This is a genomic window from Mycobacterium sp. (assembly GCF_965277065.1).
Lineage (GTDB): Bacteria > Actinomycetota > Actinomycetes > Mycobacteriales > Mycobacteriaceae > Mycobacterium.
Map to the genome: position 1 here is coordinate 207,054 of NZ_CBDIBT010000014.1, position 15,982 is coordinate 223,035.

Below are 15,982 nucleotides of genomic sequence, written 5' to 3' on the forward strand. Positions count from 1 at the left end.
CTTAGCTCTCGGCCCCTCCGCGGTGCCCGCCTTTCAAGCCGCCCACGATGAGATTGGCCATTTCCACGCCTAGCTGCTCACCGGACAACTGGCCTCCCGGGTGGTACCAGCGGTGCGTCCAGTTGATCGCGCCGATCACGTAATTCATGGCGATGTGCCGGTGGCCGATCGCGAACACACCCTCGGACAGACCTTCGTCGATAATGCCGAGGAGCGCGACTTCGAAGCGGTGCGAGAGCTCGATTATCGTACGGGCCCACACCTCATCCTGAGACGCCGAGTCAATCCGAGTCATATCCTCCTGGATGAAGACAAACATGTACGGATAATGGTCGCCGTACTTCTTCAATGTGGTGACGATGAGCTGACGCAGGCGAGTGACCGCGTCAGAGTTCTCTTTCCGTATGGCCTCGGCCGCAGTCACCACCTCTTCGATCGCGTTGCGGGTCACCAGCTGGAACAGCTCGTTTTTGCTTGCCACGTAGTAATACAGTGAAGCGCGGTCGGTGCCCATGAGTTCGGCAACATCGCGCAGGCTGGCCGCCTCGTATCCGCGTTCCCTGAACACCTTCGCGCCTGCCGCGATGATCTCCCTGCGTCGCTGAGCGTAGCCTTCGCCGCCATCCCTGAGCGCGGCGGTGCGCCGTCGTCCGATTCCACTCTTGGCCATACCGAGGATGCTAACGGGTCCCACCTCCTAAAAGCGCTGTCAACGCTTGTGTTGACGAACGCAGTTTCTTCTGCGAAGGTGAAGCCGTGCCTACCCGCGCCGCCATTCCGGCCTGTATCGAGGGATATGCGTCGTATGTCGGCCATGCTGACGCCCGTCGCTCGCTGCCCGAGCTCATCTTCGACGTGGTCTCCGACGCACTGCGCGCGGCCGATTGCACGATGAACGATATGGATGGGGTGGTCATCGCCGCTCACGACCTTGTCGACGGCCGGTCGTTGTCCAGCATGATCACCGGACCGGCAGCGGGCGCCTACCTGCGCGACGAAATTCGTGTCTCGGACGATGGCTTGGTCGCGGTGTCCTTGGCGGCGGCCAGGATCCAGGCCGGTGAGGCCGGCAAGGTGATCGTCGCAGCGTGGGGCCGAGCCAGCGAAGGTGATGTGGAGCAATCGTCGCGCGCCGCGTTTGATCCGGTGACCGAACAACCGCTCGGACTCTCCGACCGTGCGGTGTCCGCGTTGCGGGCGTCCGCCTATCTGAAGTTGCACGACTGCCCAGCCCGCGAGCGCGCGGCTGTGGAGCGGCGGCGCAGAGCCGAAGCCAGCCAGCGGGCCCTCCGCACGGCCCCGTACGAGGCAGTTTTTCCGCTCCGGCCGGACGAAGCGGGCGTGCCGTCGGACGCGGTGGCCGCTGTTGTCCTCAGCACAGTAGGCCCCAACGTAATAACCGGCACTGGCCATGGAACCGATCCTGCGCGCATCGGCGACCGTCAGATCGCTCAGTTCGAGGGGGCGCGCAGGGCGATCGCCGACGCGTTGGCCACAGCGGGTCGGACACCGGCTGAGCTCACGGTCGCCGAACTAGGCGGCTCGACATTATTCGATGAGGCTCTGCTGCTGGAAGCCGCCGGTTTAGCCGCACCTGGAGCCGGTCTGGACTGCTACGCCGACAACACCTGGATCAATCACGTGGGCGGCGCGGCGGCGGGCGACTGCTACCCCTGCCGGGGCCTGCTCCGGGTGGTAGACGCGCTGCGCCACCTGGACGCCCAGTCAGATACACGTCCGGCGATTGCCCTGGTGGCGGGTGGCTCCGCGGTGGCCGACCAGACCGCCGCCGCCGTGATCATCGAGGCGCGATGAGCGAGCCAGTCGGCATCATCGGCGTCGGGCAGACGCCGTATCGCAAAAACAACCCCGATAAGTCGGCTGGCGAGCTAGCCAGAATGGCCATCGTCGAGGCGCTGTCGGACGCAGGCGTCGAACCAGACGCCATCGGCGCCGTGATCGGAGGTGTCGCGCCCGACGCTTTGAGTGGGATCGGCGATATCGATAAAGCGGCCATCGCCATGCCGGGCAAGCCGTACTTCCACATCAACACCGGAGGCGCGACAGGCTCGTCGGCCCTGTTGGCGGCCAAGACGTGGATCGACGCCGGACGGGCGGACGTCGTGTTGGTGGTCGCGTTGGAGCGGATGGGTCAGGCGGCGACGGCGCAGAGCATCTTCAACACCATCTTCGACCCGATCTACGAGAAGGATTTCGTGCTGACCACGATCACCATGGCCGCGCTGCGGGCGACCATGTTGATGAACCGCGATGGGTTCACCAGCGAGCATTGGGCTGGGATCGCTTCGCGCAACTTCACGCAAGCCACCCGCAATCCTCTGGTAATCGGGGCAAAGGCCCGCAGCGTGGCTGACGTACTGGCATCGCCCGTTTTGGCGTGGCCGCTGCACCTTTACGAGGCCTGCCCGATTTCAGAGGGAGCCTGTGCAGTGGTGGTTGCCCGAGGCGACATCGCACGCTCACGTAATACCGCCTGGATACATGGCACCGGGGCGTTCAGCGATACCTACTCAATGGGTGACCGAATGCACCGTGCGGAGGGCAGCCTCATCGAAATGGTGCCGCTGCGGCGCGCGGCAGAAGCAGCCTATCGCCAGGCTGGGATCAGCGACCCGCTCCATCAGCTCGACCTGCTCGAACTGCAGGCCCCCTTCGCCATCATCGAGGCGATGGCCTATCCGGCACTCGGATTATGTGATATCGACGCCAACCGCTCCTTCGTCGAACTGGTCATCAGCGAGGACGCCCCTATCGCGATTAATCCATCCGGCGGCGCTCAAGCGGCCAATCCCGTTTCCGCGACCGCGCTCGTACGCATCGCGGAAACTGCCCTCCAAGTTCGCGGCAACGCCGGCGATCGTCAGGTGTCCGGTGCCCAGCTCGCCCTCGCCACCGGTCAAGGCGGGGCAACACAGTTCTCAACAGTCTGCATACTCGGAAGTGATGTGCCATGAACCCAGACGACCTGCTGATCCTGCCGGGCAACTGGAACTTCGACTACAACTATTTTGCAGGCGAGACCGCCAGCCGCTTCTTCGCCGAACTGCGCGATCATCAGCAGATCATGGGTCGACGTTGCCCGTCGTGTGAGCGCTTGCTCATTCCGGCACGGTCATACTGCGACGCCTGCTACGTCGAGACGGGGGAGTGGGAGCAGGTTGGTCTCAGCGGCAGCATCGAGGCCTTCGCCATCATTCAAGCGCAGTTTCCCGGCCTGCCGAAACCTCCACTGGCGATCGGGTTCGTCACACTCGACGGGGCCGACTCGGCGATCCTGAATTTCATCCGCGGCATCGACCTGACCGATGTTGATGCCGCCGGAGCGCGCCTATTCACCGAAAAACGCGCGTCAGTCGAATTCTCCGACAACCCGCAAGGGCGCATCACCGACTTTCACTTCGTGCTCGATTGATGACGAACCGGCCCGGACAGTGATGCACGCCGCCACCGCACCGAAACTGTCATCAACGTGATTGTTGATCCCGAGAGTCACCCAGCTAGATTTTCACCTAGCGTGCAGCCGCCGGGTGACAGCCGTAGCCCATCCCTGCGCCCCACGTCATGAGAATCAGGGCGTGACCTTCGGAAAGTTGGTTATCGATGTTCATCGCGACATGTGTGCTCGGGGTCCTTTTGGCCTTGATGCTGCTGTTTTCCGCTTATGGCAAGCTCACGCACAATCCTCAAGTGATCGACACCGTCGTCGGGGTCGGCTTTCCCCGCCGATTCATCTGGCTGCTTGCAGCGTGTGAGTGCGCCGGCGCGGTAGGCATTCTGGTTGGCCTGTATTGGTGGCCAATCGGCGTCGCCGCGGCGATCGGGGTAGTCACCTACTTCGTGCTTGCCATCGTTGCGCACCTGCGCGCCAAGCGTTTCGATCTGCTCGGAGCCGGCATGCTTCTGGCACTGGCCATCGCTGTGCTTGTTCTGCGGCTACTAACTAGATAAGGTGTGATCCAAGGCTCAATCGCAGCTGCCGCCAAGTCTGACCTGCGGCGCAGCCGGCTCCTATACGTGGTGGCGCGTCAGTGAGATCCCGCGAGTGGCGTTGCCGACGATCGATCGATTAGGGTTTACGGAGCAGTGTCAACAGCGATGTTGACAGACCGGATCCACTTGAAGGATATTGGTCTTATAGCGGTGATCGACCGCACCGCAGATGCTGGCGCGTTGACAATTTCGCCGTCGCGCCGGCGCGTGGTGAGCAGCACGACGAAATCACCCGCCGGCATCCCGAGCGCCCACACTCAACCGTGCCCACGAACATAACGAAGGAACCATGACAACACCTCACACTCCAACCGCGACCGTCATCGCCGGAGCCGTCTATATCCCGAGTTGCGCTCAACCCGACCGGAAAAGGCAATTACGGGTGTGCGCCGCCGACGAAGACGCCGTCACGATGGCGGTCGAAGCCGGGGCGCGCGCCTTGAAGAGTTGGAACGCCGACGCTTCCGCGGTGGACGCACTGGTCGTCGCACTGCACCAGAGGACGGCCGAGGCCGGTAGCGCTGTCGACGCGCACGTCGTCCGAGAGGCCCTGGGGCTGGCCAACACCGTCCGTGTCGTCTCGATGGCGGGCGCTGACGCACTGAGCGGTCTGGCAGCGTTGCAGGCTGTGCATGATTTGACCACGTTGGTGATTGCCTCCGAGGCGGCTGGGGGTCGGCAATCGGCGGCCGCAGCCGCCCTCATCTGCGTGCCAACGACCAGTGATCCGGGCAACACCGTGCGGGTCAGCGAGGTGGCGCGCGCGTCGGAGTTGACCCATGAGCGATGGACAGGTTCCGACACGTCGGCCAAGGAGCCGGACTATCGCTTCTTGGCGCACCGGTACCAGGAGCTCACTGATCAGATCGTGAGCCAAATCGTCGGGGCCGATCTCGGCCGCATTTCGCAGCTGTGCGTATCAGCACCGTCGTCCATTGACGTCCGCGCGCTGTGGATAGCGCTGGGCGGCCAGGATCCGACGTCGCCCCAGCCCCGCGCCGCCGAAGATCGTGGTGTAGCCGGACCACTGACCGCGATCGTGGATTCCGTTCTTCATCGGCCATCAAGTGGTCGTGGTGCGCTTTATGCAGCCGGGTCGGGTCAGTCGGTTGTTGTCGAGCTGACCGTCCCTGCCGGCGTAGAGAGCAATTTCACCTGGTCTGAATCGTCGGTGGTGTCCGCACCTTCACCGTCGGTGTCGGAGGGGCCGCAATTGTCGTTTCCGTTGGAGTCGCCGTTCTTCGTGCGTAACTGGGCATCAACGCTACGTCTGGAAGCAGCCAGCTGCACCAAGTGTGGTTACGTGGCATTTCCGCCGAGCCAACGCCCGATCTGCCCGAGCTGCCACGCTCGCACCTGGGTGCCCGAGGAGTTGCCGCGCGAGGGGCACGTCTATGCGAGCATGGAAAACTTTTTCCTGCCCGCAGGGTTCTCTAAATCCCTGGTCTTGGTCTTGGGCGAGCTGAGCAACGGATTCAAGTACTGGGCGCCGATGCCTCCCGAGACGCGTCGGGAGGACGTCGAGATCGGCGATCCGGTCAGGCTTGTGCTGCGCTCGATCACTCAGCGCGACGGGGTCACTGCTTACGCGATGAAGTTCCTGCCGAGTGACGCCGATGCCGAGCTAGAAGGCGCTGAATCCGCGACAGCGAGCGCGTAGATGGCCAAAATCAAACGGATGCTCGGAGGGCACGATGGGTAGGAGCGGAAACGTGACGGGTTGGAACAAGGTAGCCATCATCGGCACCGGTATGACCGAGTTTGGCGAATTATTCGACATGAGCCTCGAGCAGCTGGCGGCGGAGGCATTCATCAATGCTGTTGACAACGTCGACAGGGGCATCGCGCCCGATCGCATCGATACGGCCTATTTCGGCAATGTGATGGGATCCCTGCAGGGCAATGAAATTCCCTCGGGAGCGACGCTGGCGAATGCCATCGGGATGCCCGGAATCGCCGCGTCGCGAGTCGAGAACGGGTGCCCCACCGGCAGCGATGCCTTCCGGCAGGCCTGCCTCGCGGTGGGGTCGGGAATCTCCGAGGTCGCGGTGGTGGTCGGCGCCGAGAAGCTTCGAGAGCGCTCGACCAAGAACAGCCTGCTGGAATCGGGACGCATGGGTCACCCCGTGTTGTCTTACGGCGGGACCGCCACGACACTGTTCGCCACCCAGGTGATCCGTCACATGCACGAGTACGGCACCACGGCCGAACAGATGGCGATGGTTGCCGAGAAGAACTGGGCGAACGCCAGCCTGAACCCCAAGGCCCAGCGCAATGAACTGATCACGGTGGAACAGGTACTCGCCAGCCCCATGGTGTGCGATCCGTTCCACGTCCTGGACTGCTGCCCGCAGTCCGACGGGGGAGCCGCAATCATCATTTGCCGGGCCGACATCGCCCACGAGTTCACCGATACGCCCGTCATGGTCGCCGGCCTCGGTCTGGCGTCGGATCCGTTGTATCTGCACGAGAAGCGGATCTTCACCGGCTGGGAGTGCAGTCGTCTCGCCAGTCAGCGAGCCTATGAGATGGCGGGCATCGCGCCTGCAGATCTCGATCTGGCCGAGGTACACGACTGCTTCAGCGGAGTCGAACTGATCAACATCGAAGACCTCGGTCTGTGTGCGCCCGGCACTGCCGGCAAGGCGACTGAGGCAGGCGAAACTCGCATCGGGGGCCGTGTCGCGGTCAACCCCAGCGGCGGATTACTGGCCAAGGGACACCCCATTGGCGCCAGCGGTGTGGCGCAACTGTCGGAGCTCTACACCCAGCTGCGTGAGGAAGCCGGCGTCCGGCAGGTCCCGCTAAAGCGAGGCTATGGGTTACAGCACAACGTCGGCGGTTACAGCGTCGGTATTTCGGCGGTCACGGTCCTGGCGCGCCAGTGAGCCGGATCCCGATCCGGTCCGGCGAATAGCACCGTTCGCAACCTGAATCGGCGACTGAACCGCGATGCGTTAATAACCCAGCCGCGCCCGCTAGCCACTGAGGGGCTCTTCGCCCCGATGCAGGATCTCGTCGGAAACCGAGCCATGCCGGATGCGACAGGCCGACGGGTGGCGTTCCGCGACTTTTCTCGCTTCGTCGATTACAGGACCTGAGGCATGCAACGCATGGCAAGCATCGACGATGCTCGGTGCGACATCGAGGGCCGCGGCGGTCCAGCGGCCATCGGAGCGGGTGTGAATGGAAAACGCTTCTCGGGCATTTGTTTGCAAGAAGAAAGCCATCGTGCGCGCTTCGGCGAGCCCCAGCAGCAAAGTCGTGACGTGAGTGCAGCCAGCCGTCGCTCCGAGTATGTCGAATACCGTCCCGCGCCACTTGCTGGCGAGCGACATGCCCACCAGCGCTTGACAACTGGATAGTATCGCCGGGCACTGGTGGTAGGGGTGCGCGTGCGCCTGGACGTCCAGTTCGGCGACGACCAGTTGTGGGCCCTCCAAGCGGGCTTCAACGACGAAATCGTGAATGACCCGAGCGCACGAAGAGTCGCCAACCGCGTCAGCGCCATAGTGCCCGTGCAGTGAGATGTCGTTGAGCCGGGCATAAAGTCGATACTGCTCAGGACCGATAGCCGTGAGCTCCATCGTCTTAGTGCGGGTCACGGTCGGTGTGTCCGGGGGTTCGGCCGTCGCGCTCACAGGACGGCCACCGGGGCGACCGGGCTCCCGACGCCGCCGACCAGCGGTAGTGGGGCCAGGACGAACAGAAAGGTCGCGCGCTTGGCCGCAGCCAGCTGGGCAAGGTCCATCAGTTCGGAGAAGTACACGCCGTGGCCGCGCAGCAGCTTGACATGGAGCGGGACCTGGCAGTCGGGGTCGGAGGACGGGAAGGCCTCCACGCCGACGTTGTCGGCGCCGAGCAGAGCGACGTCGCATTCGGCGAGCCATTCGGCGCAATCGTGATCCAGTCCTGGCCATTGTTTTCCGTCGACGATTCCGGTGTTCGCCGCCTCGAGCCAGCCGGTCCGGATCAGCAGCGCATCTCCGGGGGCGAGCTCGACACCGCTGTCGGCCACTAGGCTTTTAAGCTCGGCAACGTGGATCGGATTCGACGGCGACCGGTAGCCGCCGGGCGCGGAGTCGACGAACACGCCACGCGTCACGACCGGCGACATCTTGTCGATTCCGAGTCTGGTCGCGCCTCGGCTGGTCACCCGTTGTGCTGGGTGGCCGTTGTACATTTGCCCGTCTTGCCAGACATGCGCCAGCGCATCCACGTGGGTGACCCCGTGTGTCGGCAGTGTGATCACGTCATCGGCAAAACCGAACCCCCCGCGTTCGGGAATGCCCGCGGCGTAGTCGCCACCGTCGCGAATCATGTAGTGCGCGGGCGCGGGCCGTCCAACGACACCGAACCCCCGCCCTCCGCGGATGGGCGCCGCGAGCGCGACCACGGTGCCGTCCCGGACTTCGGCGATACCGCGCCGAATCTGCTCGGCACCGAGTAGGTTCAGCGAACCTCGCTCGTCGTCGGTTCCCCATCGGCCCCAGCTCTGCATGGTCTCGTGTCCTTTCGATGCCGGTTTAAGACCATGAAACTCTCGCGCCGCCGGTCAGTCAACATTGGCGTTGACCGAACCGGCATCGTGCACGCACGCGGTGGGCCCCTGGCAAGCCGCGCGCACCACCCGACGTTTTTGCTGAGGCGCGATCACCGGAGCGAGCTTGATTACCACCTGATGCAACGGCGCTCGGAAACGGTGACGCGGACGTAATTTGCATCGTCGCTAATTAGGTCGATACTGCTGCTGTCCAGCACTCTTGTCGATAATCAACATCACTGTTGACATTATTCCGTTTGGAAGTTTACTGTTGCGCGAGTCTCAATGTAGGCCAGTGAGCCAGGTGAGTCACAGCGCGGGAGGGGATCGAATGGCAACGGCAGCATGCGGTCAGCGACTCAGGGCGCACCGCAGACCGTGGCGATCTCGGTCGCTTCATTCGCAGGCTTCTCAATCCCGGTTGTCGAATCGTGTGCCTCGCTCAGCGAGTGCCGGGGAGGTGACCCATGACATCTTTGTCTAGCGCTGTCAAGCCCGTTCGCTCGATTGGCGACTTTTTCGCGATGTCGCTCGACACCTTTGTGCAAATGTTCAAGCCCCCGTGGGCCTGGCGTGAATTTCTCTTGCAGACATGGTTCGTGGCGCGCGTTTCGATCGTTCCGACATTGATGCTGACCATTCCGTTCACCGTCCTGATCGTGTTCACACTCAACATCCTGTTGATTGAGTTCGGCGCAGCCGACTTCTCCGGGACCGGCGCAGCGACCGCGGCCATAACTCAAGTGGGCCCAGTGGTGACGGTGCTCGTGATCGCCGGGGCGGGTGCAACAGCGATGTGCGCTGACCTAGGCGCCCGTACCATCCGTGAGGAACTCGACGCGCTGCGCGTGCTCGGCATCAACCCGGTGCAGGCGCTAGTGGTGCCCAGAGTGTTAGCCGCGACTTTGGTGGCCACTGTGCTGGTATCCCTGGTGTCGATTGTTGGCCTCGCGGGCTCGTTCTTCTTCTCAGTGTTCGCCCAGCACGTAACACCCGGTGCTTTCGCTAGCGGTTTGACGCTGTTAACCGGCCTGTCCGATGTGATCACGGGCATTATCAAGGGAGCGCTATTCGGAATGTCGGCCGCGTTGATCGCCTGCTATAAGGGGATGTCGGTGGGTGGCGGTCCGCAGGGTGTCGGTAACGCAGTCAACGAGACCGTTGTCTACTCGTTCATGGCGCTATTCGTGATCAATATCGTCGCGACGGCAGTCTTCTACGTGGGGCCGAAGTGAGCGCGACAACCGTTCTGGGCCAGCGGTTTCCGCGGCTTCGCCGCTCGACCCGTAGCGGTATCGACAGCTGGAACCGGGTCGGTAACCAGATGGCGTTCTATGTCCAGACCCTGGCCGAGATCCGAGTCGCATTTGCCCGCTACAAGGAGGAAATTCTTCGACTGATCGCTGGTATGAGCCTGGGAGTGGGTGCGTTGGCGGTAATTGGCGGCACAGTCGTCATTGTTGGCTTTTTAACGCTATCTACCGGCGCGATCATCGCCGTGCAGGGCTACAACCAGCTGTCCGGCATTGGTGTGGAGGCGTTGACGGGATTTCTCGCCGCGTACGTGAACGTGCGTATCACCGCACCCGCTACGGCGGGCATTGCGCTGGCCGCAACGATCGGGGCTGGTGCCACCGCACAGTTGGGTGCCATGCGGATCTCCGAGGAGATCGACGCACTCGAGGTAATGGGCATTCGATCGGTCGCCTACCTTGCGTCGACCCGGCTTGTGTCTGGGGTCATCGTCGTTATCCCGCTGTACTGTATCGCGATACTGATGACGTTCGTGTCGGCTCGGCTCAGTACGACGGCGATCTACGGCCAGTCCACGGGCGTTTACGACCACTATTTCAACACGTTCCTCAGCCCGACCGACATACTCTGGTCCTTCTTCACTGCGATCGTCTTGGCCGTCGTGATCATGCTCGTGCACACCTACTACGGGTACAACGCCTCGGGTGGGCCGGCCGGTGTCGGCGAGGCCGTGGGGCGTGCTGTTCGCGCGTCACTGATTGTCGGATCCATGGCGGTGTTGATCGTTGCACTGGCCGTTTACGGGCAGTCCGGCAACTTCAATCTGTCGGGCTGACCCATGGCCGCCAGAGCTTCAGGTCAACATCGCATCCAACCCGCCTGGTGGACAGTGATGCTCATCGCCGTCATCGGGACCATCCTCGCCACGACGAGTGCGTTGTTCACGGGTGCGCTGAAATCCCCCGTCAAGGTCACATTGCTCTCCGATCGTGCCGGCCTGGTCATGGAGCCCGGCAGCAAGGTCAAGCTGAACGGCGTTCAGGTCGGTCGGGTGGCCTTGATTACCGGTGGGAACGCGCCAGTCAGGTTAACTCTCGACATTGAACCCGACCAACTCCCCTATATTCCAGCCAATGTGCGGGCACAAATCCGCGCGACCACGGCCTTCGGCGCGAAATACGTCGACCTGATCTTTCCCAGCGATCCCAGCCCACAACGGTTGTCCGCCGGAGCGGTCATCAGGTCTCAGAACGTGAGCACCGAGGTCAATACGGTCTTTCAAAATCTCACCGGAGTTCTGCATCAGATCGACCCGGTCAAACTCAACGGCACTCTCTCAGCACTATCCGACGGGCTGCGCGGGCAGGGGGACCTCATCGGTCATGGAATCACCGACGCCAATCAAGTTCTCACCGCGCTCAACGGACGCAGCGACACGATCCGCTCGGATTGGCGGGCGATCAAGGGATTCAGCGACACCTACAGCGCGGCGGCGCACAACATCTTGACCGTACTTGATGCGGCGAGCACGACGAGCGCGACGATCACCGCGAACCAGAAGACACTGGACGCGCTGTTGCTGAGCACGATCGGCTTCTCGCGTAGCGGAATTGCGCTTTTGGGCCCGAACAAGGACAACCTGGTCAGAGCAATCAACACCACCCAGCCCACGACGGGCCTGTTGATGAAGTACAACCCGGAACTGACCTGCATGCTTGTCGGAGGCAAGAACGCCCTCGACATGGGTTGGACAAAGGTGGCAGGGGACGCCGACGGCACTTCGTCGATCCTGGACGTGGCGCTGCTGCTCGGCGACGACCCCTACAGATACCCGGAAAACCTGCCGATCGTTGGCGCCAAGGGCGGCCCCGGCGGCAAGCCAGGCTGTGGATCGCTGCCCGACGCGACCAAGAATTGGCCAGTCCGTTACCTGGTGACCAACACCGGATGGGGCACCGGCCTGGACGTGCGGCCCAACCCCGGCATCGGGTTCCCCGGCTACGCGAACTACTTACCCACCACGCGCGGGACACCCGAGGCCCCGAGCATCCGCCACCCCGGCCCTCCGGCGCCTGGTCCGGTGCCCGGAACGGATGGATACAACAGCCCGGCACCGTACGGCGCGCCGTTGTATGCGCCGGATGGCACACCGCTGTTCCCGGGTCTGCCACCGGCGCCGCCGCCGGGAGCACCTCGCGACCCGGGTCCCACGCCCGGATCAGAACCTTTCGTCGCGCCGCACCCGGCCCAGCTGCAACCGACTTATGCGTTCCAGCCGCCGCCCCTGCCCCCGCCGGTAGCGCCGTGACCGTGATCTCCGATCAAGCCCAATCAGCCAGCAAAGGAGGCGACTCATAAGGGACAACCTGGGGGGCGCCATCTGGCGTCTCACCATATTCATGCTCGTGTGCGCGCTTGGGACATTTGCTGTGCTCGCGATCTTTGCCCAGCTGCGCTTCCAGCCAGAGAACACCTACAGCGCCGAGTTCAGCAACGTCTCGGGACTCAAGAACGGCAACTTCGTCCGTATTGCCGGGGTCGAGGTCGGCAAGATCAAACGAGTCTCGATTCAGCCGGACGCGACCGTGCGGGTCGAGTTCACTGCCGACGACTCGGTCGTGCTCACTGACGGCACCAAAGTCGTCATCCGCTACAACGATCTGATCGGCGGACGCTACGTTGCTCTCGAACAGGGAGCCGGGGGCAAGAGGCTTGCGCCGGGTGCAACGATTCCCGTTGCCCGCACCTCACCGGCGCTGGACCTGGACGCGCTGATCGGTGGCTTCCGACCGTTGTTTCGCGCACTGGATCCCATTCAGGTCAACGCACTGTCGGGCCAGTTGATCGCGGCTCTTCAGGGCGAAGGCCCGAGCATCAGCGCATTTTTCGAGCACACCGCCGCATTGACGAACACCCTGGCCGACCGCGATCAATTGATCGGTCAGGTGATCGGAAACCTCAACGTCGTGCTGGGCTCACTCGGCGACCAGGATAAGCAGTTCGCCAAAGCCGTCGACTCGCTGAGCCAGCTGGTGGGCACCTTGGCCGGACGAAAGCAGGACATCACTAACGCGGTGGCCTATGCCAATGCCGCCTCGGGAACTTTCGCCGATCTACTCTCGCAGGCACGTCCGGCAGTGACAAAGGTGGTGCACGAAACGGACCGTACTGCGGCCACGGTGCTAGCCGACAAAGACTACTTCGACAACCTGCTCGCCACCCTGCCCGACGCGTATCAGGTCCTCGGCAGGCAAGCCGTCTACGGAGACTTCTTCGCCTTCTATTTGTGCAACTTAGTTCTCAAGGTCAACGGCAAGGGCGGTCAGCCAGTGTTCATCAAGGTGGCCGGGCAATCGACCGGAAGGTGCACGCCGCGATGAAGTCCTTCCAGGAACGCAACACGCTCGTGATCGGACTCATCGGTATTTTCGCGGTAGCCGTCCTGCTGGTCACCGCTCTCAACTACACGAGACTGCCTTTCGTGAGCCGGGACAAGGCCTATCAGGCGTACTTCGCCGAGCTAGGCGGATTGCGGACTGGTTCGCCCGTGGAGGTGTCAGGTTTTGAGGTCGGGGCTGTAGCCGACGTCAAATTGGAACGTGGACAAGTGCTGGTGAAGTTCACGGTCGCGGATAACGTCCGGCTTGGCGAGCGCACCGAGGCCGCCATCAAGACCAAGAGTCTGCTCGGGGCGAAGATCCTCGACATCAGCCCGCGCGGCTACGGTACCCAGACCGGGCCGATCCCGATTGAGCGAACGACGTCGCCGTATCAGCTGCCCGACGCCCTCGGTGATCTCTCGGCCACCATCAGCGGACTCAACACCAACCAGCTGTCCGACTCGCTCTCGACACTGGCCAACACGTTCAAGGACACCCCACCGGACCTGAAGGTCGCCGTCGAAGGCGTCGCACGCTTCTCCCAGACGCTGGATGCCCGCGACGCCGAACTCCGGAAGCTATTGAGCAACGCCAAAAAGGCGACCGGCGTGCTGTCCCAGCGCAGCGACGAGGTGGTGACCCTAATCGCCGACACCGACGCCCTGCTGCTCCAGTTGCGAAGCCAGAGCACGGCCCTCGGGCAGATCTCCAACAACGTCTCGGCGGTCACCCGGCAACTGAAAGGGTTCATCGACGAAAACAAGCAGACCTTGAGGCCCGCGCTGGACAAGCTCAACGGCGTGCTGACGATTGTCGACAACCGCAAAGAGGCAGTACAGCAGGCCATCAAAGGCGTCAACATCTACGCGATGTCGCTGGGCGAGTCGGTGTCCTCCGGCCCATTCTTCAAGGCGTACCTTGCCAACCTACTGCCGGGCCAGTTCGTGCAGCCCTTTGTCGATGCCGCGTTCTCCGACTTGGGCCTGGATCCCCACGTGCTGCTGCCTTCGGATCGCTCCGACCCTCAGATCGGCCAGCCCGGCACACCGCCCCTGCCGTTGCCCTACCCGCGCACGGGTCAGGGCGGGCCACCCAAACGGACGCTGCCCGACGCCATCACCGGCAACCCGGGCGACCAGCCGTGCAGTGTGCCGGGCAGGCCCGGCGCCCCTGGCTGCTATCCCTACCGCGAACCGCTGCCGGCACCCCCGCCTGGTGGCCCCCCGCCCGGACCGCCCGCTCCGATTCCGCCGGAACTGCGAGGCTCTACTCCGCAACAGACCCCCAGAGGAATCTTAGTGCCGGCACCAAACGAGGTCCCTGCGACTCAAACGGCTCCCAACCAGGCAGGACGGTGACCAGGATGACCGACGTTGAGAACCGCAGTCGAGCCGTTCTGGCGGCAGGTACCCGGCTCGGGTACGGCTGCGCCGAGGACGACCGATGATGGGGTCACGAACCGCACGGATTGGCGTGAGCGCAACGCTGGTGGCCGTGTTGATCGCGGGGATCGTGGTGGCGCTGCGATTAGCAGCAGGCGCGGGCCATACGACGATCACCGCCTACTTCGTCAACACCAACGGGATGTTCGTTGGTGACGAGGTGCGCATCCTCGGCGTCCCGGTCGGCAAGATCGACCGGATCGAACCGGAACCGCAGCGCGCCAAGGTCACGTTTTACGTCGAGGACGAATTCAAAGTGCCCGCGGACGCGAAGGCCGTGGTCATATCACCGAATCTGGTGACCTCGCGGGCGATTCAGTTGACCCCTGCCTACATCAGCGGGCCAGTGCTGCAGACCAATTCGGTGATTCCACTGGAGCGCACGGCGGTTCCGGTGGAGTTCGACGACCTGCGTCAGCAGTTACAAAAGCTGACCGAGGCCCTGCAGCCCACCGAAGCCGGCGGTGTCAGCAAGCTGGGCGCATTCATCGACAGCGCGGCAGACAACTTGCGCGGCAATGGCGCCAGCATTCGCGACACCATCATCAAACTGTCGCAGGCGTTTTCGGCGCTGGGTGATCACAGCACCGACCTCTTCAGCACCATCAAGAACTTGTCGATTGTGGTGTCGGCGCTGGAATCCAGTGCCAACTTGGTGCGCCAACTCAACGTAAACCTGGCCGCGACCACCGGCCTTTTGTCCGATGGTCCTACCCAGGTCGGCACGGCCGTCGCTGACATCAATTCCGTGGTCGGCGACGTGCAGAGCTTCGTGGCCGACAATAAAGACGCGGTGGGCACCGCCTCGGACAAGTTGGCGTCGGTCACCACGGCGCTGTACCAGAGTCTGGACGACATCAAGCAGACGCTGCACATTGCCCCCAACGCATTCCAGAACTTTGTGAACATCTATCAGCCTGCGCAGGGCACGTTGACCGGGGCTCTGGCCGTGACAAACTTCGCCAATCCGATCACGTTCATCTGCGGCGCCATCCAGGCGGCGGCGCGGCTGAACGCGAAAGATTCGTCGAAACTGTGTGTGCAGTATCTGGCCCCGATCATTAAGAATCGACAGATCAATTTCCCGCCGATCGGCGAGAATCTCATCAACGGGGCGACCGCGCGGCCCAACGAGGTCACCTTCAGCGAGGACTGGCTGCGTCCGGACTACGTGCCTCCGCCTGGACCCAACGCTGCGCCGGCGCCCCACGCCGGTCCGGCGTCGGGCGCAGCGCCGCCGGACTCCGCGCCGCTACCAGCTGAGGTGAAGCAGACTAATCCTGCCAAGGGGCTGCCTGGCCTCATGGTGACCCAGAGTGGTGGCTGATGAGGCCTACCAGAGGGGTGCGCAC

15 protein-coding genes are annotated in these 15,982 nt (G+C 63.2%); 12 read left to right on the plus strand and 3 right to left on the minus strand.

Annotated elements, in window-relative coordinates:
• Position 1: 1 nt before the first annotated feature.
• Positions 2–670 carry a TetR/AcrR family transcriptional regulator gene (locus ACQY5A_RS03695; protein WP_428339024.1) on the minus strand — a complete coding sequence of 223 codons (669 nt, stop codon included), beginning with the start codon at positions 668–670 and terminating at the stop codon, positions 2–4.
• Between the two features lie 86 nt (positions 671–756).
• Between ACQY5A_RS03695 and ACQY5A_RS03700 the strand changes: the two genes are divergently transcribed.
• From ACQY5A_RS03700 to ACQY5A_RS03725, 6 genes are all read left to right on the plus strand, one after another.
• Positions 757–1,815 carry a hypothetical protein gene (locus ACQY5A_RS03700; RefSeq protein ID WP_428339025.1) on the plus strand — a complete coding sequence of 353 codons (1,059 nt, stop codon included), beginning with the start codon at positions 757–759 and terminating at the stop codon, positions 1,813–1,815.
• Complete coding sequence (locus tag ACQY5A_RS03705; RefSeq protein WP_428339027.1) at positions 1,812–2,975, plus strand: thiolase family protein; 1,164 nt, start codon at positions 1,812–1,814, stop codon at positions 2,973–2,975. Before ACQY5A_RS03700 ends, ACQY5A_RS03705 begins: the two co-directional genes overlap by 4 nt.
• A complete protein-coding gene (locus ACQY5A_RS03710) occupies positions 2,972–3,433 on the plus strand; it encodes a Zn-ribbon domain-containing OB-fold protein (protein WP_428339028.1) in 462 nt (153 codons plus the stop codon). The genes ACQY5A_RS03705 and ACQY5A_RS03710 overlap by 4 nt, the downstream gene beginning before the upstream one ends.
• Positions 3,434–3,621: 188 nt before the next feature.
• Positions 3,622–3,969 (plus strand): DoxX family protein, encoded by a 348-nt coding sequence (locus ACQY5A_RS03715; RefSeq protein WP_428339030.1) that lies wholly within the window; start codon positions 3,622–3,624, stop codon positions 3,967–3,969.
• Positions 3,970–4,300: 331 nt separating this feature from the next.
• On the plus strand, positions 4,301–5,671 hold the full coding sequence (locus ACQY5A_RS03720) for a hypothetical protein (RefSeq protein ID WP_428339031.1): 1,371 nt from the start codon (positions 4,301–4,303) through the stop codon (positions 5,669–5,671).
• A 52-nt stretch (positions 5,672–5,723) separates the two neighbouring features.
• The gene (locus ACQY5A_RS03725) at positions 5,724–6,899 is read left to right on the plus strand and encodes a thiolase C-terminal domain-containing protein (protein ID WP_428339033.1); all 1,176 of its coding nucleotides are present in this window, start codon (positions 5,724–5,726) and stop codon (positions 6,897–6,899) included.
• A 90-nt stretch (positions 6,900–6,989) separates the two neighbouring features.
• Here the strand turns inward: ACQY5A_RS03725 and ACQY5A_RS03730 are convergent, their stop codons facing one another.
• Positions 6,990–7,616: a DUF2889 domain-containing protein gene (locus tag ACQY5A_RS03730; RefSeq protein ID WP_428339034.1), complete on the minus strand. Its 627-nt coding sequence runs from the start codon at positions 7,614–7,616 to the stop codon at positions 6,990–6,992.
• A 32-nt stretch (positions 7,617–7,648) separates the two neighbouring features.
• Positions 7,649–8,512 carry a cyclase family protein gene (locus tag ACQY5A_RS03735; protein WP_428339035.1) on the minus strand — a complete coding sequence of 288 codons (864 nt, stop codon included), beginning with the start codon at positions 8,510–8,512 and terminating at the stop codon, positions 7,649–7,651.
• A 509-nt stretch (positions 8,513–9,021) separates the two neighbouring features.
• Between ACQY5A_RS03735 and ACQY5A_RS03740 the strand changes: the two genes are divergently transcribed.
• The 6 genes from ACQY5A_RS03740 to ACQY5A_RS03765 all read left to right on the plus strand — a co-directional run bounded on the left by ACQY5A_RS03740 (position 9,022) and on the right by ACQY5A_RS03765 (position 15,957).
• A complete protein-coding gene (locus ACQY5A_RS03740; RefSeq protein WP_428339036.1) occupies positions 9,022–9,789 on the plus strand; it encodes an MlaE family ABC transporter permease in 768 nt (255 codons plus the stop codon).
• Complete coding sequence (locus tag ACQY5A_RS03745; protein ID WP_428339038.1) at positions 9,786–10,643, plus strand: ABC transporter permease; 858 nt, start codon at positions 9,786–9,788, stop codon at positions 10,641–10,643. Before ACQY5A_RS03740 ends, ACQY5A_RS03745 begins: the two co-directional genes overlap by 4 nt.
• A gap of 57 nt (positions 10,644–10,700) precedes the next feature.
• Positions 10,701–12,116, plus strand: coding sequence for an MCE family protein (locus ACQY5A_RS03750; RefSeq protein ID WP_428339039.1), 1,416 nt, complete (start codon positions 10,701–10,703; stop codon positions 12,114–12,116).
• A 46-nt stretch (positions 12,117–12,162) separates the two neighbouring features.
• A complete protein-coding gene (locus ACQY5A_RS03755; protein WP_428339120.1) occupies positions 12,163–13,188 on the plus strand; it encodes an MCE family protein in 1,026 nt (341 codons plus the stop codon).
• Positions 13,185–14,546, plus strand: a complete 1,362-nt coding sequence (locus tag ACQY5A_RS03760) for an MCE family protein (RefSeq protein ID WP_428339040.1) — start codon at positions 13,185–13,187, stop codon at positions 14,544–14,546. Before ACQY5A_RS03755 ends, ACQY5A_RS03760 begins: the two co-directional genes overlap by 4 nt.
• Positions 14,547–14,634: 88 nt before the next feature.
• Positions 14,635–15,957: an MCE family protein gene (locus ACQY5A_RS03765; RefSeq protein ID WP_428339121.1), complete on the plus strand. Its 1,323-nt coding sequence runs from the start codon at positions 14,635–14,637 to the stop codon at positions 15,955–15,957.
• Positions 15,958–15,982: the final 25 nt, after the last annotated feature.

Excerpts from the sequence above, each read along its gene's own strand:
- ACQY5A_RS03695 (WP_428339024.1), bottom strand. The coding sequence starts at position 670 with ATGGCCAAGAGTGGAATCGGACGACGGCGCACCGCCGCGCTCAGGGAT.
- ACQY5A_RS03705 (WP_428339027.1), top strand. The coding sequence starts at position 1,812 with ATGAGCGAGCCAGTCGGCATCATCGGCGTCGGGCAGACGCCGTATCGC.
- ACQY5A_RS03710 (WP_428339028.1), top strand. The coding sequence starts at position 2,972 with ATGAACCCAGACGACCTGCTGATCCTGCCGGGCAACTGGAACTTCGAC.
- ACQY5A_RS03715 (WP_428339030.1), top strand. The coding sequence starts at position 3,622 with ATGTTCATCGCGACATGTGTGCTCGGGGTCCTTTTGGCCTTGATGCTG.
- ACQY5A_RS03720 (WP_428339031.1), top strand. The coding sequence starts at position 4,301 with ATGACAACACCTCACACTCCAACCGCGACCGTCATCGCCGGAGCCGTC.
- ACQY5A_RS03735 (WP_428339035.1), bottom strand. The coding sequence starts at position 8,512 with ATGCAGAGCTGGGGCCGATGGGGAACCGACGACGAGCGAGGTTCGCTG.
- ACQY5A_RS03740 (WP_428339036.1), top strand. The coding sequence starts at position 9,022 with ATGACATCTTTGTCTAGCGCTGTCAAGCCCGTTCGCTCGATTGGCGAC.
- ACQY5A_RS03750 (WP_428339039.1), top strand. The coding sequence starts at position 10,701 with ATGCTCATCGCCGTCATCGGGACCATCCTCGCCACGACGAGTGCGTTG.
- ACQY5A_RS03760 (WP_428339040.1), top strand. The coding sequence starts at position 13,185 with ATGAAGTCCTTCCAGGAACGCAACACGCTCGTGATCGGACTCATCGGT.
- ACQY5A_RS03765 (WP_428339121.1), top strand. The coding sequence starts at position 14,635 with ATGGGGTCACGAACCGCACGGATTGGCGTGAGCGCAACGCTGGTGGCC.